This window comes from Citrobacter sp. RHB21-C05, from assembly GCF_013889015.1.
GTDB lineage: Bacteria > Pseudomonadota > Gammaproteobacteria > Enterobacterales > Enterobacteriaceae > Citrobacter_A > Citrobacter_A sedlakii.
In genome coordinates this window covers 1,583,898-1,599,182 of record NZ_CP057611.1, presented here as the reverse complement: position 1 = coordinate 1,599,182, position 15,285 = coordinate 1,583,898, and the positions used below count along the sequence as shown (strand labels likewise).

At 54.4% G+C, this 15,285-nt stretch carries 12 protein-coding genes; 5 read left to right on the top strand and 7 right to left on the bottom strand.

Annotation, left to right across the window (positions count from 1 at the left end; translation table 11 throughout):
* Positions 1-6: 6 nt before the first annotated feature.
* The 5 genes from mglA to folE all read right to left on the bottom strand — a co-directional run bounded on the left by mglA (position 7) and on the right by folE (position 5,889).
* Entirely contained in the window at positions 7-1,527 is a 1,521-nt protein-coding gene (gene mglA, locus HVX72_RS07605; RefSeq protein ID WP_181822901.1) for a galactose/methyl galactoside ABC transporter ATP-binding protein MglA, read from the bottom strand.
* Positions 1,528-1,588: 61 nt separating this feature from the next.
* Positions 1,589-2,587: a galactose/glucose ABC transporter substrate-binding protein MglB gene (gene mglB, locus HVX72_RS07600; protein ID WP_181822900.1), complete on the bottom strand. Its 999-nt coding sequence runs from the start codon at positions 2,585-2,587 to the stop codon at positions 1,589-1,591.
* Positions 2,588-2,880: 293 nt separating this feature from the next.
* Positions 2,881-3,906 (bottom strand): HTH-type transcriptional regulator GalS, encoded by a 1,026-nt coding sequence (gene galS / locus HVX72_RS07595; protein WP_042284501.1) that lies wholly within the window; start codon positions 3,904-3,906, stop codon positions 2,881-2,883.
* 142 nt (positions 3,907-4,048) lie between these two features.
* A complete protein-coding gene (yeiB, locus tag HVX72_RS07590) occupies positions 4,049-5,206 on the bottom strand; it encodes a DUF418 domain-containing protein YeiB (RefSeq protein WP_181822899.1) in 1,158 nt (385 codons plus the stop codon).
* 14 nt (positions 5,207-5,220) lie between these two features.
* Positions 5,221-5,889, bottom strand: coding sequence for a GTP cyclohydrolase I FolE (gene folE / locus HVX72_RS07585; protein ID WP_042284508.1), 669 nt, complete (start codon positions 5,887-5,889; stop codon positions 5,221-5,223).
* Between the two features lie 307 nt (positions 5,890-6,196).
* Here folE and fghA point away from each other — a divergent pair, with 307 nt between their 5' ends.
* Positions 6,197-7,033: an S-formylglutathione hydrolase gene (gene fghA, locus HVX72_RS07580; RefSeq protein WP_042284510.1), complete on the top strand. Its 837-nt coding sequence runs from the start codon at positions 6,197-6,199 to the stop codon at positions 7,031-7,033.
* 343 nt (positions 7,034-7,376) lie between these two features.
* Positions 7,377-9,362: a ligand-gated channel protein gene (locus tag HVX72_RS07575; protein ID WP_042284512.1), complete on the top strand. Its 1,986-nt coding sequence runs from the start codon at positions 7,377-7,379 to the stop codon at positions 9,360-9,362.
* Between the two features lie 97 nt (positions 9,363-9,459).
* On the opposite strand, the gene lysP is transcribed toward HVX72_RS07575, so the two are convergent.
* Positions 9,460-10,935, bottom strand: a complete 1,476-nt coding sequence (gene lysP / locus HVX72_RS07570) for a lysine-specific permease (RefSeq protein WP_181822898.1) — start codon at positions 10,933-10,935, stop codon at positions 9,460-9,462.
* Between the two features lie 219 nt (positions 10,936-11,154).
* On the bottom strand, positions 11,155-12,018 hold the full coding sequence (yieE, locus tag HVX72_RS07565) for a DNA-binding transcriptional regulator YeiE (RefSeq protein ID WP_042284517.1): 864 nt from the start codon (positions 12,016-12,018) through the stop codon (positions 11,155-11,157).
* A 98-nt stretch (positions 12,019-12,116) separates the two neighbouring features.
* Between yieE and HVX72_RS07560 the strand changes: the two genes are divergently transcribed.
* The 3 genes from HVX72_RS07560 (at position 12,117) to HVX72_RS07550 (ending at position 15,231) form a co-directional block, all read left to right on the top strand.
* Positions 12,117-13,166, top strand: coding sequence for a YeiH family protein (locus tag HVX72_RS07560; RefSeq protein WP_042284519.1), 1,050 nt, complete (start codon positions 12,117-12,119; stop codon positions 13,164-13,166).
* A 113-nt stretch (positions 13,167-13,279) separates the two neighbouring features.
* On the top strand, positions 13,280-14,143 hold the full coding sequence (nfo, locus tag HVX72_RS07555; protein WP_060569319.1) for a deoxyribonuclease IV: 864 nt from the start codon (positions 13,280-13,282) through the stop codon (positions 14,141-14,143).
* On the top strand, positions 14,140-15,231 hold the full coding sequence (locus HVX72_RS07550; RefSeq protein WP_181822897.1) for a sugar kinase: 1,092 nt from the start codon (positions 14,140-14,142) through the stop codon (positions 15,229-15,231). The genes nfo and HVX72_RS07550 overlap by 4 nt, the downstream gene beginning before the upstream one ends.
* Positions 15,232-15,285 lie beyond the last annotated feature (54 nt).

Below are 15,285 nucleotides of genomic sequence, written 5' to 3'. Positions count from 1 at the left end.
CTGATCTTAAAGGTGCAAAGACGCAAGACGCAAAATTTCATTTTGCGTGGTCGTTTTAGTATCAACAATTCCAGACACAAGTCCGTTGCTCATGACCAGAATACGATCGGTTATCCCTAACAATTCCGGCATTTCGGAGGAGATAATGATGATCCCTTTTCCTTTTTTGGCCAGTTCCGCAATTAACTGATAGATTTCAAATTTGGCGCCAACGTCAATCCCACGCGTGGGTTCGTCGAGCATTAATATCTCCGGCTGGGTCAGCAGCCAGCGACCAATAATCACTTTCTGCTGGTTGCCTCCGGAAAGCGAACCAATTTGCGTGCGGTGGCCAGGGGTTTTTACCCGCATGGAGTCAATAACCCACTGGGTGTCGCTTTTCATCCGCGAATTGTCTAACAGACCGACCTTGTTTTTATAATTATGGATATTGGAGATTAAGGAATTAAACCCAATATCCAGATAGGCATAAATACCGGTAGAGCGTCGCTCCTCGGTAACCAACGCAAAGCCGTGGTTGATGGCTTCGTTCGCATTATGGTTATTGATTTTTTTGCCGTGCAGGGTAATGGTGCCGGAAGATTTCTCACGAATACCAAACAGCGTTTCGACGATGTCGGTACGTTTTGCGCCTACCAGCCCGGCAATACCGAGAATTTCACCTTTATGCAGATCAAAAGAGACGTCACGAATCGACGGCTGGCGCAGCGACGTCAGATTACGCACTTCCAGTATCACTTCGCCGGGTTTGTTCTCTTTATCCGGGAAACGCTGGTTCAGCGAGCGTCCAACCATCATGGCGATGATCTTGTCCATATCCAGCCCTTCGAGCGGCTGAGTGGCAATCCACTGGCCGTCGCGCAGCACCGTGACCTCATCGCAGAGCTGGAAAATCTCTTCCATTTTATGCGAGATATATACAATGCCGCAGCCGCGTTCTTTCAGCTTACGAATAATCGTAAACAGATGATTAACCTCTTTTTCGGTTAACGACGAAGTCGGCTCATCCATGATGACGATTTTGGCGTTATAGGAAAACGCCTTGGCAATTTCGATCATCTGCATTTGCGAAACGGAAAGCGTCCCGACGCGCGCCCGCGGGTCGATATCAATATCCAGTTCGTCAAATATCGCTTTTGTGTCGCGATACATTTTGTCCTGATCGACAAACATGCCTTTGGTGGGATAACGCCCGAGCCACATGTTGTCCATCACGGAGCGTTGTAATACCAGGTTTAATTCCTGATGAACCATTGAAATACCGTTTTCCAGCGCTTCTTTCGCTGAATGGAAATCGATCTCTTTCCCCTGAAATAATATGCTGCCAGAATCTTTTTGATAGATGCCAAAAAGACATTTCAATAGTGTCGATTTCCCCGCGCCGTTTTCTCCCATCAATGCATGAATAGAGTGTGGACGGACTTTTAAATTAACATTATCAAGTGCCTTAACGCCGGGAAAAGACTTGTTGATACCGCTCATTTCCAACAAGTATTCGCCTGAGGACGGTGTCGTTGTGCTGACCATAATTATACCTTGTCGGCCTCGCAGAGTGCGTGATTAAAGGGCGCGATCGCGCCCAACAGTCTTACTTTTTGGAGAACTCGGCCAGGTTATCTTTATCTACGCCCACGTAAGGAACGCGCACAATTTTGTTTTCAATTTTCCAGCTGGTGCCGTCTGCGGCGCCTTTACCATCCGCCAGGTTTTTCGCCAGATCGAATGTCGCTTTCGCCTGGTTGTTGGCGTCATTCAGCACAGTACCGGCCATCGCTCCGGATTTCACCAGCGCCAGCGCTTCTGGCAGCGCATCCACGCCAAAGACCGGAATGCTGGTTTTGTTGTGCGCTTTCAGCGCTTCTACCGCCCCCATTGCCATCGCATCGTTGTTAGCGATAACCACTTCAATTTTGTTAGCGTTCGGGCCGGACAACCACGCGTCCATTTTGTCTTTCGCCTGAGCGGTATCCCACATGGCGGTATCTAACTGAAGCTGTTCGGTCTTGATGCCTTTGTCGTTCAATTCTTTAGCCACATAAGTGGTACGCGCTTCCGCGTCCGGGTGACCCGGCTCGCCTTTCAGCAGTACGAACTGAATCTGACCGTCTTTATTCAGATCCCAGCCCTGATTCGCCGCCCAGTGTTTCGCGATCAGATCGCCCTGGATAATACCGGATTCTTTGGAGTCAGTGCCGACGTAATAGGCTTTGTCATAACTGTCCAGCGCTTTACGGGAAGGTTCTTTGTTGAAGAAAACCACCGGCACGTTCTGGCCGCGGGCTTTTTCAATAACGGTGCCAGCCGCCGCCGGGTCGACCAGGTTGATCGCCAGCGCTTTCACCCCCTTCGCCAGCAGGACGTCTATCTGATCGTTCTGTTTGGACTGGTCGTTTTGCGAGTCGTTCATCAGCAACTGGACGTCCGGCGCCGCTTTCGCGTCTGCTTCGATAGCCTTACGCACCACGGACATAAAGTTATCGTCATATTTATAGATTGTCACACCGATGCGAGTATCCGCGGCGTGCGCAGCCGCGCCGAACAACATGCCTGCCATTACAGCAGAAAGGGTCAACACCTTCTTATTCATGGTAACTCCGGTTTTATTATGCAGGGTAGTGCTTCAGATAAATGCCCGGCGGGACATAACGTTAATGAAGTGTTAATTGAACGCCGAGGCTCTTTTTAAAAAATCGTTCTTCCTTGCCCGGTAACGCTCCAGAAATAGGTTTTAATTTTGCTTAAAGCAGCTTTCATTCGTTAAAAGTGATTACTCACGGTTACATCGTAGTTACACTGCGCTAAGCGGTGCCATCATAGCGACGGCAATGTTAATATACTGTGAATTTACTCACATATTGAAAACGGTTACATCTACCGACGTCATGAGTTAGTGATCACCACCGCATTCTGCCGGGCGGCGACGGAATGTCGCCTGACCAGCGTCGGCATAAAACAGTGGGTCGCCGTTGCGTCCAGCGTCCCCGCCGCGCCCTGTAATGCCAGCTCGGTTGCCAGTTTCGCCATCGACGCGATGGGATAACGCACCGTTGTCAGTTGTGGATCGGTGTAACGGGCAATGGGAATATCATCGAAACCAATGATCGAAAGATGCAGCGGGATGGCAATGCCGTTATCCTTGAGTGCCGTCAGCGCGCCGGCGGCCATGCTGTCGTTATAGGCGAAGACGGCGGTCAGTTGCAGGTTGCGCCCCAGTAGTTCGACCATTGCAGACTCCCCGCCCTGCATGTCCGGCGAGCCCACGCCTGTCCAGCTTTCCGGCGGCGTTATCCCCTGCTCGCCAAGCGCGCTCAGCCACCCTTCCCTGCGCATATCGTCATCTTCAATACCGTGGCTGGAGGCCAAATAACCAATCCGCTGGTGACCGTTGTTCAGCAGCATCCGGGTCGCCATTTTCGCGCCGCTGATGTTGTCCAGGCAGACGCAGCGATGAGCATAGCCAGGCACGATACGGTTAATCAGCACCATGCCGGGGATTTGATCCATAAATTCGCCCAGTTCACGATCGCTCAGCGCCTTTGAATGGACGATCAGCGCGTTACATCGCTGACGGATCAGCACTTCAATCGCATGCCGCTCTTTTTCCGCCTCATGATAGCTGTTGCCGATCAGGACATATTTCTGATGCTGTTGGGCGACCATATCGACCGCTTTCACCAGTGCGCCAAAAAAGGCATCAGAGACATCCATCACCACCACGCCAATGGTTTCACTCACCTGCGTCGCCAGCGCCTGCGCATTGGCGTTGGGGCGATAGCCCAGCAGCGTCACCGCTTTCATTACCGCCTCGCGCGTATCGGGACTGACCAGCGCGCTGTTGTTTAAAACCCGGGAAACCGTCGCCACGGATACGCCAGCCTGACGCGCCACATCACGTATGGTGATCATATTCACTACCCTGTTTGACAATGCAGTGGTTCACTGCACAACTGGCGGCTATTTTGTCAGCGGTAGGAAAAGCGCTACGTGAGTAAGGTCACAGGGATGAAAGCGCTTACATCCGTTTTGTTAATGATTGTGATCCAGATCGTTATCCGGATGTATGAGAGATGCGCGCTCCTGATGCCCGCAGGGTTAACTGACGCCATACCCATTCTACCGGCCCCTGCGGCAGGAAGCGCAACCAGAAAACCGAGAACAGCAGGTTTACCAGCCAGACGGGGATGACGAACAGCAATAGCGTGCTACGGTCAAACTGCATAAATAAGCCAAACTGATAAAACAGCGTGGTACAGAGGAGCGTTTGTAGCAGGTAGTTGGTCAGCGCCATCCGCCCAACGCAGGCGATGGCAAATACGAGTTTTAGACGACTTAGCTGCGGCCAGTAGCCGAACAGCAGCGCGGCATAGCCGATCGTCTGTAACGGCGCGCTCAGCTCGCGCGGCGCTTGTAACAAAAACGCGCACCAACGGTAGCTCCACGCCAGTTGCCACTGCGCAACCACGGCAGGCAGATTAATCAGCAGGCCAACGGCAATCAGCAGGAAACCGGTGCGTCGATAGTGGGCAAGGCTATACTGCCCTTTCAGCCAACCGCTGCGCATCAGCGATGCCCCGACCAGCATCATCCCGGCCAGTTGCCAGCCATACTGCGCGCCCAGCGCCAGCAGACTGTTAGACAACGCGTCAACCCGGTTGCTGATGGCTTCCATACCCCCGTTCACCTTCCAGTATTTTTCATACAGAAGCGCCGCGTCGTCTGGCGTCCACGCGCGACTGGTTTGGCTGTCAGAGATCGCGCCGAGCAGCAGTAATACGCCAATACCGACCAGATACAGCAGAATGCCCGTATTCATCAGGCTTTTTACCGAAGGCGCATCGCGCACCAGCCGCCAGCAAATCAGCCCGACCAGGCCATAAGCCAGCAAAATATCGCCATCCCAGAACAACAGGGCATGCAAAAAACCCAGCAAAGCCAGCAGGGTCAGTCGCGCCTGGATCCAGCGTTTTCCGCGCGGCAGCAGCATTTGCAGTCCCGCTCCAAACAACAAGGCAAAAAGCGTGAGGAATTTGGCCTGGGCGAACACATCGAGTACAGCCCAGGTCCAGGCATCCTGCGCGGTAATCTCGCCATACCAGGCAGGATTAAGGTAAGCCGCCTTTGGTAAACCAAAGGCGCTGATATTCAGAAGCAGAATGCCCAGAACGGCGACGCCACGAACAACATCCAGCGTGACATTTCGCGCCATAGCCTCTGCCCCGATCAGTTATGGTGACGCACTGCGCGCAAGAATTCCTGACGCGTATTCTGGCTGGACTTGAACAGACCGCCGAGCGAAGTGGTGGTGGTGGCGCTGGTCGCATCGCGGATACCGCGCGCTTTCACGCAATAATGCACAGCATCAATCGATACCGCGACATTGTTCGTGCCGAGCAGGGTCTGTAAGGCGGTCAGGATCTGCTGGGTTAAGCGCTCCTGCACCTGCGGACGCTGTGCGAAGAACTGCACGATGCGATTGATTTTTGACAGGCCGATCACCGAATCTTTCGGGATATAGGCGACCGTCGCTTTACCGTCGATAGTCACAAAATGGTGCTCACAGGTACTGGTCAGCGTGATATCGCGCACCGTCACCATTTCATCCACCTTCATTTTGTTTTCTATGACGGTAATTTTCGGGAAGTTGGCGTAATCCAGACCAGAGAAAATTTCATCGACATACATTTTCGCAATGCGATGCGGCGTTTCCATCAGGCTGTCATCGCTCAGGTCGAGATTAAGCAGCTGCATAATTTCGGTCATATGGCCGGCGATAAGACGTTTGCGCGTTTCGTTATCCATCTCATGCACGGGCGGGCGCAACGGTGTTTCCAGCCCTCGCGCGACCAGCGCTTCATGTACCAGAGCCGCTTCTTTACTCAGTGATGACATCAATTTTTCTCCTGCAGGTGTGGCGCCTCTGCCCTGCGTGGGGCAAAGTTTGTCGGCTGTGTGACAGCCCGATTATTGTGCGTGAGGCCGTGCACATAATCCAGTATTCACAACGATAATTATTGAAATCGTCGTTGCCTTTCGTTCCGCCGTCAGAACAGACTGCGGAAATCTGTTAATTATACGTTGTGCAAATGATGAGGCATCTTTGCTGAATGCGGAAGTGAAAGTTACTCACAGCACCATGAATTATCTGTATTATGGGGCGTTTGCGAACACATTCCGATCACATAACAAGGAGCCACGCATGGAAATGCTTGAGGAGCACCGCTGTTTTGAAGGTTGGCAGCAACGCTGGCGACACGACTCCACCACGCTGAACTGTACAATGACGTTCAGCATTTTTCTTCCGCCGCCCCGCGACAACACGCCGCCTCCGGTCCTGTACTGGCTCTCGGGCTTAACCTGTAATGACGAAAACTTTACCACCAAAGCGGGCGCGCAGCGGATTGCCGCAGAACTGGGGATGGTACTGGTCATGCCGGACACCAGCCCGCGCGGTGACGCGGTCGCCAACGATGACGGTTACGATCTCGGCCAGGGCGCCGGTTTCTACCTCAATGCCACGCAGCAGCCCTGGGCCGCGCATTTCCGCATGTACGACTATATTCGCGACGAGCTGCCTGCGCTGATCCAGGCGCAATTCAACGTCAGCGATCGCTGTGCGATCAGCGGCCATTCAATGGGCGGACACGGCGCGTTGGTACTGGCGTTAAAGAACCCCGGCAAATATACCAGCGTTTCCGCCTTTGCGCCGATCGTTAACCCCTGTCGCGTGCCCTGGGGCGAAAAAGCTTTTTCCGCTTATCTGGGTGAGGATAAAGCCGACTGGGCACAATGGGACAGCTGCGCGCTGATGTATGCCAGCAAGCCGGAAGAGGCCATACCGACGCTTATCGATCAGGGCGACAGCGATCAGTTCCTCGCCGATCAGCTCCAGCCTGCCGTTCTGGCGGAAGCCGCCCGGCAGACCGCGTGGCCCATGACACTGCGTATTCAGCCGGGCTACGATCACAGCTATTACTTTATCGCCTCCTTTATAGAGGATCATCTGCGGTTCCACGCCGAACATCTGATGAAATAATGCGCATGCCCGGCTCTGTCGCCGGGCACAACGTCGGTGGGGGCACGCGCCCTCTCCTGTTTATCGGGCTTGCCGCGCCTCTCCAATTTTTCCGTCATATCTCCTTTTTTTCTTCATTTTTTCGTCACATTTACGTTTACGTATCCTGTTGACTTGCAAGCTTTTTCTTTATAAATCAACTAAACACAAATGATTTCAATTATCATTTGTGTTTACAAATATTGATTATTTTGTACAATTCTTCCGCTTCTTTACCGCAAAGAGTCCTTAAAAGACAAATACATACAGTTGTCATGGCCTTTTACATGACAAGCGGATTTTACTCGTTTAATGGAATGACAAAATGACCATACCTCACGTTAAGGCTCTCGCTGTCGCCGTCGGCGCGGCATGCCTCCCATCGCTCGTTCAGGCTGCCGATCAGGATACCGTTGTGGTGACAGCAACCGGATTTGAGCAGAAAATTCAGAACGCGCCTGCGTCGATTTCGGTTATCACCAAACAGCAACTTGAAGATAAAGCGTATCGCGACGTGACCGATGCGCTGAAAGACGTCCCCGGTGTCGTGGTCACCGGCGGCGGAAGCAGCAGCGACATCAGCATCCGCGGGATGGCGTCGCAGTACACGCTGTTCCTCGTCAACGGCAAACGCATTAGCACCCGCGGAACCCGCCCGAACAGCGACAATTCCGGTATCGAACAAGGCTGGCTGCCGCCGCTGGAGTCTATCGAACGTATCGAAGTGATTCGCGGCCCGATGTCCTCGCTGTACGGTTCCGATGCCATGGGCGGCGTGATTAACGTGATCACCAAAAAAGTCTCCAACACTAAAGGCTGGAGCGGCTCGCTGCATGGCGACGCCACCTTCCAGGAAGACAGTGATTCCGGCGATCTGTTCCAGACCAACGCCTATGCCTCCGGTCCGCTGATCGACGGCCTGCTGGGGGCGAAAGTGACCGGCCTGCTCTCTCGCCGCGCGGAAGACCAGATCGTCAACGGCTATAATGAACAGCGCCTGCGCAACGGCGGCCTGACTCTGAACTTCACGCCAGACGATAAAAACGATTTCGATTTTGATATTGCCCGCGAGCTTCAGGATCGCAACAGTACGCCGGGTAAATCCATGGCGGCGGAAACCTGCCGCAATGGCACCTGCAAGCCGAACAGCAAAAGCGAAAACCGCTATGAGCATACGACATATTCATTGACTCACAGCGGCTACTATGAAGACGTCAACAGCACCAGCTACATCCAGCAGGAAGAAACCAACAATCCTGGCCGTGAGATGAAGTCCTATAACACCATCTTCAATAACCAGAACCAGATTTTCCTCGGGGCGCATACGCTGACGCTGGGCGGCCAGTATCGCTATGAAAAACTGACGGACAACGGCAACCAACTGGAAGCGGCAGACGGTCTGAACAAACTCACCCGCTGGAGCTGGGCGCTGTTTGCGGAAGACGAATGGGCGATGACCGACAGCTTCACGCTGACTGGCGGCATTCGGATGGATAAAGACGAAAACTACGGCGATAACTGGACACCGCGCGGTTACGGCGTCTGGCATCTGAACGATCAATGGACGTTGAAGGGCGGTGTATCTGCGGGCTATCGCGCTCCGGATCTGCGTCAGTCCTCTGCAAGCTGGGGGCAAGTCACCGGCGGGGGCCGTCTGAACGGAATCATCGTAGGCAACCCGGACCTGAAACCGGAAAAAAGCCTGAGCGAAGAGCTGGCGTTGCTGTGGGATAACGGTGAAAACCTTAACGCAGGCGTCACCCTGTTCAATACCGATTTCAAAGATAAAATCACCGAAGTGCGCCGCTGTAACAGTAGCGCCGACCCGGCCTGCACCATCGGCAGCACCCAGTATGATTTTGTCAGCGATCGCGTCAACGTTGATGAAGCCACTATGCGCGGCGTGGAATCCACCTTCGGCTGGAAAATCACCCCCGATATCAACTGGACGGCGAACTATACCTATACCGAATCAGAACAAAAGAGCGGACAGTTTTCTGGCAAGCCGTTAAACAAAATGCCTAAGCATATGTTCAACACCACGCTGGACTGGCAGGCCACACAGGACGTGGGTTTCTGGAGCCGGGTGAACTTCCGCGGTAAAACCTCTGAATACCTGAGCCGAACCTCGATGTCGCAGGGCACGCCGTCGTATACCCAGGTGGATGTTGGCCTGCGCTATAACGCGAATAAAAACCTGCTGGTGACCGCCGGGGTGTATAACGTTCTGGATAAACAGATCGATTACGACACGTATGACACGGTACTGGATGGCCGTCGCTATACGGTGGGGCTGACGTATAACTTCTGAGGCTGAGAGCATAAAAAAACCCCGGCATGATTTATGTCGGGGTTTTTTGTTTGCCGGAAGGCGACGCAACGGTCTTTTCCAGCCTACAGGTAAGCGCTTAGCGCGGTTTCTTCAGGCGTTCGGGGAACTGCATTTCGCTGTAGCGAACAAAACGAGAGCCTTTTACCAGCTTGTAGCCAAACCAGATAATCAGGAACAGCGGGATACCGATGTAGGTTGCCGCGACGCCGCCCCAGTCAATGGTGTCTTTCAGGAATGCTTCGTAGTTCTGGCCGAGCGTAATGATCAGGCACAGCACAAAAGCGAAGATGGGTCCCAGCGGGAAGAAGCCTGAACGATACGGCAGGTCGTTAATATCGTTGCCCTGCATAACATAGCCGCGACGGAAGCGATAATGGCTGATCGCAATCCCCAGCCAGGCGATAAAACCGGTCATCCCCGAGGTGTTGAGCAACCACAAATAGACCGTCTGGTTTCCGAACATGGAGGTCAGGAAGCACAGACCGGCAATCACGGTGGTGGCATACAGCGCGTTACGCGGTACCCCGCCGCGGGACAGCTTCGCGAAAATACGCGGCGCTTTACCGTCGCAGGCCAGGGTGTAAAGCATACGGGTTGACGCATACATCCCGGAGTTACCCGCCGACAGTACCGCCGTCAGGATCACCGCATTCATTACCGCCGCCGCCGAAAGCAGACCCGCATGCTGGAACACCAGCGTGAACGGACTGACGCTGATGTCTTTCACATCGTTACGCAGCAGGCTCGGATCGGTATACGGAATGATCAGGCTGATAATCAGGATCGCGAAGACGTAGAACAACAGGATTCGCCAGAACACCTGACGTACCGCGCGCGGAATGTTTTTTTCCGGATCTTCAGACTCACCGGCGGCGATACCGATAAGCTCAGTCCCCTGGAAGGAGAAGCCGACAATCATCGCCACGCCGATCATCGCCGCAAAGCCGCCCGCAAACGGCGCATCGCCGGTTGTCCAGTTGCTCCAGCCCACCGGCTGCGTGCCTTTGAAAATACCGACAATCATCATGAGGCCCACGATGATAAAGATGATTACCGTCGCCACTTTGATCAGCGAGAACCAGTATTCCGCTTCACCAAACCCGCGTACCGAGATGTAGTTCAACAGGAAAATCACCCCAAGGAACAGCGCGCTCCAGATCCAGCCGGGCGTGTCCGGGAACCACCAGCTCATCACCAGTTGCGCGGCGACCAGGTCAACAGCGATCGTCACCGCCCAGTTGTACCAGTAGTTCCAGCCCAGCGCAAAGCCAAAGCCTTCTTCAACATAGTTCTGGCCATAGGTGGCAAACGAACCTGAAACCGGCATATACGCCGCCAGTTCGCCAAGACTGGTCATCAGGAAGTAGACCATCAGGCCAATCAGGATATAGGAAAACAGCGCGCCGCCTGGACCCGCTGCTGAAATGGTTGCGCCAGATGCAACGAAAAGCCCCGTACCGATAGAGCCGCCGATGGCGATCATCGTCAGGTGGCGCGCCTTCAGTTCGCGACGTAGCGCGGGCGCTTCTGTGGTTTTAGTTTTGGAAACCATGTGAAAATGCTGTCCATCCAAAAAATGAGGCGCGATTGTAGCAGACGAAACGCCATCCTTCCGGCACAAATGCGCAGTTATAAGAGACCTTCATGACTGGCCGCGGATTATAAGTAAAGCACTAAAGTGTAGGCCGGACAGGACGATTTCGCGTCCCGGTTCGTTAAGGACGCGAAGAGGATGTCGGATAGAGGAGAGACCGCCTCCCGCTTGCGGAAGTTATTCGCAGTAGCGTAAAAAGCGCAGCAGCGCGTTTGACAGGTGTTTCTGGCGATGGTGAATGCGCCACAGGGTACGCACCAGCCGCGGCAGCGGTACCGCTACTTCGCTCAGCGTGCCGGCGTGCAACTGTTCTTCAATCACCCGCCGCGACAGGCAACTGATGCCCAGTCCGTGGCGTACGGCGTGCTTAATGGCTTCCGAATTTCCCAGCTCCATCGCCATTTCAAATTTGGGTAAATGCGACAACAGCAGGTAGTCCACGATTTCCCGCGTGCCGGAACCCCGTTCGCGCAAGATCCAGGGGGCGGCGGCAAGCTGCTCCAGCGTCACCGGTTTTTGCGCCAGCGGCGAAGAGGGCGCGGCAAACACCACCAGCTCATCCTCAAGCCACGGCTCCGAAATGATTTCCGTACTGTGACATGGCCCTTCGATCAGGCCGATATCGACGCGAAAATCGAGCACCGCGGTGATCACATCCTGACTGTTACCCACGCTCAGCTCCAGCGGTAAATCCGGGAAGTCATGACGATAACGGGCAATAACCGCAGGAAGAATATAGTTACCAATGGTGCTGCTCGCATAGACCCGAAGAGCGCCGTTATCTTCGCGAAACAGTTGTTCAATTTCCGAGGCCTGCTCCAGCAGCGCCAGCGCCCGTGGGTACAACAATCGCCCGTGTTCGTTCACCACCAGCCGCTTTCCCACCCGGTCAAATAGCTGAACGCCAAGCTGTCCTTCCAGGTCGGTGAGCGCCGCGCTGACCGCCGATTGCGACAGCGCCAGCATCACCGATGCCTGGGTTGTCGAGCCGCTTTTTAAAACTTCGGTGAATACTTCCAGTTGTCGCAGGGTGATGTGCATGGTCGCTTACCACTTATAAAGATTAATTATAAATATATAATCAATTTTATTTTTAAACCAGATCGCCGTAATCTTTTGCCCAGATAAAGGAGAAGGTTATGACAGAACTCACCTTAACGAATCATCGTCGTACTGTGTGGCATTTTATTCCGGGGCTCGCCCTGAGTGCAGTGATTACCGGGGTGGCCCTGTGGGGTGGTTCCATTCCCGCCGTAGCGGGGGCCGGGTTCAGCGCCCTCACCTTAGCTATTCTGTTGGGCATGGTGATAGGTAACACCGTATACCCGCACATCTGGAAAAGTTGTGACGGCGGCGTGCTGTTTGCCAAGCAGCATCTGTTACGTCTGGGGATCATTCTCTACGGCTTTCGCCTGACCTTCGCGCAAATTGCCGACGTCGGGGTAAGTGGGATCCTGATCGATATTCTGACCCTTTCCAGCACCTTTATGCTGGCCTGCTTCCTCGGGCAGAAGGTCTTTGGTCTGGACCGTCATACCAGTTGGTTGATTGGCGCGGGCAGCAGTATCTGCGGCGCGGCCGCCGTACTGGCGACCGAACCTGTCGTCAAGGCAGAAGCGAGCAAAGTGACGGTTGCGGTGGCGACGGTGGTGATCTTCGGTACGCTGGCGATCTTCCTCTACCCGGCGATGTATCCGCTGCTGGCGCACTGGTTCAGCCCGGAAACCTACGGCATTTACATAGGGTCAACCATGCATGAAGTGGCGCAGGTGGTTGCCGCCGGACATGCAATTAATCCGGATGCGGAAAACGCGGCGGTGATTGCTAAAATGCTGCGCGTGATGATGCTGGCGCCGTTCCTGATTTTCCTGGCGGCGCGGGTAAAACAGCTTTCCCCGGCAAGCGGTGCGGAAAAAAGCAAAATTACCATTCCATGGTTTGCGATTCTGTTCATCGTGGTGGCGATTTTCAACTCGTTCCACCTGTTACCGAAGGCGGTGGTCGATATGTTGATCACGCTGGACACGGTACTGCTGGCGATGGCGATGGCGGCGCTGGGGCTTACCACCCACGTGAGCGCGCTGAAAAAAGCGGGAGCGAAGCCGCTGCTGATGGCGCTGGTGCTGTTTGCCTGGCTGATTGTAGGCGGCGGCGTGATTAACATCCTGGTTCATCACGTTATTGCATAAACTGCTACATTCCCCCCCTGTTAACCCGTTATGATTGGAGATTGTCTTTATCAGATACGCAACGTCCTTTACGTTTTATCATGGTTGCGTAGGCGGGTTAACAGGAGTCCCTTATGAAATACATCGGAGCGCACGTCAGCGCGGCTGGCGGCCTGGCAAATGCCGCGATTCGCGCCGCAGAAATCGACGCGACGGCCTTTGCTTTATTTACCAAGAATCAGCGCCAGTGGCGCGCCGCCCCGCTTACCGCGCAAATCATTGATGACTTCAAAGCCGCCTGCGAGAAGTACCACTACACCTCCGCGCAAATTCTGCCGCACGACAGCTATCTGATTAATCTCGGTCACCCGGTCAGCGACGCGCTGGAAAAATCCCGCGACGCGTTTCTCGATGAAATGCAGCGCTGCGAGCAGTTGGGGTTGTCGCTACTGAACTTCCACCCGGGCAGCCATCTCCAGCAGATTGCGGAAGAGGCGTGTCTGGCAAAGATTGCCGAGTCAATCAACATCGCCCTCTCGCGTACCGATGGCGTGACCGCGGTCATTGAAAATACCGCCGGTCAGGGCAGCAACCTCGGGTTTAAATTTGAACACCTCGCGGCGATTATCGATGGCGTGGAAGACAAGTCACGCGTCGGGGTATGCATCGACACCTGTCACGCTTTCGCGGCAGGCTACGATTTACGTTCCGCAGACGCGTGCGAGAAAACCTTCGCCGAATTTGAGCGAATCGTCGGCTTTCGCTATTTGCGCGGCATGCACCTTAACGATGCGAAAAGCGCCTTCGGCAGCCGCGTTGACCGCCATCATAGCTTAGGGGAAGGCAACATTGGCCACGATGCGTTCCGCTGGATCATGCAGGATCCGCGCTTTGACGGCATTCCGCTGATCCTTGAAACCATCAACCCGGATATCTGGGCCGAGGAGATCGCCTGGCTAAAGGCGCAGCAAACTGAACAGGCGGAAGCGTTGTCATGAACGACAGGGAAAAACAGATCCTTAAAATCCTGCGCCGCAATCCTCTGATTCAGCAAAATGAAATCGCGGATATCCTGCAGATCAGCCGCTCCCGCGTTGCCGCGCATATCATGGATTTAATGCGAAAAGGGGTGATTAAAGGCAAAGGGTATATCCTCACCGAGCAGGCGTACTGTGTGGTGGTCGGGGCGATCAACATGGATATTCGCGGCGTGGCGGATATCCATTATCCCCAGGCGGCGTCAAATCCCGGCAGCATCCAGTGCTCCGCGGGCGGCGTGGGGCGCAATATCGCCCATAACCTCGCGCTGTTAGGGCGCGACGTGCATCTGATTTCCGCCGTCGGCAGTGATTTTTACGGTGAAACGCTGCTGGAGCAAACGCGCCAGGCTGGGGTGAATATTTCCAGCTGTATCCGGTTGCACGGGCATAACACCTCCACCTATCTCTCCATTGCCAACCAGCAGGAAGAGACGGTGCTGGCGATAAACGATACCCATATCCTGCAACAGCTGACGCCGCAGTTGCTGAACAGTTCCCGCGACTTAATCCGCCATTCCGGCGTGGTGCTTGCCGATTGCAACCTGACCCCGGAAGCCATTGAGTGGGTCTTTACGGCGGCCGACGATATTCCGGTGTTTATCGATACGGTGTCAGAGTTTAAGGCCACAAAAGTGAAAACCTGGTTCACGCGCATTCATACGCTGAAACCCACGCAAAAAGAGCTGGAAATATTGTGGGGCCACCCTGTTCACAACGAAGCGGATCGGATTGCCGCCGTTAATGCGCTGCATCAACAGGGCGTTCAGCAGATTTTCGTCTGTCTGGAAGATGAGTCGGTATTTTGCAGCCAGAAAGACGGCGAGCAGTTCCTGCTCACACCGCCTGCGCACACGGTCGTCGACAGCTTCGGCGCTGATGACGGTTTTATGGCCGGGCTGATTTACAGCTTCCTTGAGGGCAACGATTTCCGCGAAAGCGCGCAGTTTGCTATGGCCTGTGCGGCGCTTTCGCGCGCCAGCGTCAGCATCAACAATCCTACCCTGTCTGCCGATAACGCCGCGTATTTGTTAGAGCACAGCGCCTGATGGCGCGGTGCTTCTTTCTGGCCGGACAGGACGCGAAGCGTTGCTGTCCGGCTC